Source organism: Vibrio sp. YT-19(2023) (assembly GCF_033337395.1).
On record NZ_JAWOQN010000469.1, the window covers coordinates 1 to 714 of the forward strand.

Below are 714 nucleotides of genomic sequence, written 5' to 3' on the forward strand. Positions count from 1 at the left end.
CCTTGCCAATCTTTTTGCGGAGCCAAACGAATTCTCGCGCCATTTGCGCCGCCACGTCGGTCAGAGCCACGATAAGTTCGGGCACTGTCCCAAGCGGTGGCGACCAAATCAGCGATAGACAAGCCGCTCGCTTCGATTTTGCCTTTCACAAGATCGACGTTGTAGTCCGTTTTGCCTGCTGGCGTTGGGTCTTGCCAAATCAGATCTTCGCTAGGTACATCTGGGCCTAGGTAGCACGATTTTGGTCCCATATCACGGTGAGTCAGTTTGAACCACGCACGAGCAAACATATCTTCAAAGTATGCAGGGTCTTGTTGGAAACGTTCTGAAATCTTGCGATATTCAGGGTCCATTTTGAGTGCCATATCGGCATCGGTCATGATTGGATTGTCGCGCTTAGAGCCATCTTCTACATCAACAGGCTTGTCTTGTTCTTCAATGTCGATAGGCTCCCATTGCCAAGCGCCGGCTGGGCTCTTCTTCAGTTCCCAATCGTATTTGAAGAGCAAATAGAAATAACCGTTATCCCATTGAGTCGGATGCGTTGTCCAAGCCCCTTCCAAACCACTTGTTACCGCGTCACGACCAATGCCACGAGTCTTGTGGTTCATCCAACCAAGGCCTTGTTCATGCACGTCAGCGCCTTCTGGATCTGGGCCAAGGTTGGCAGCATCACCGTTACCGTGACATTTACCCACGGTATGACCACCAGCC

At 51.3% G+C, this 714-nt stretch carries 1 protein-coding gene; it reads right to left on the reverse strand.

The genetic code is table 11. The features are described 5' to 3' along the window. Positions 1 to 714 (reverse strand): peroxidase family protein (locus R7E78_RS26565; RefSeq protein ID WP_318058667.1); only part of this gene is annotated, 714 nt, incomplete at both ends.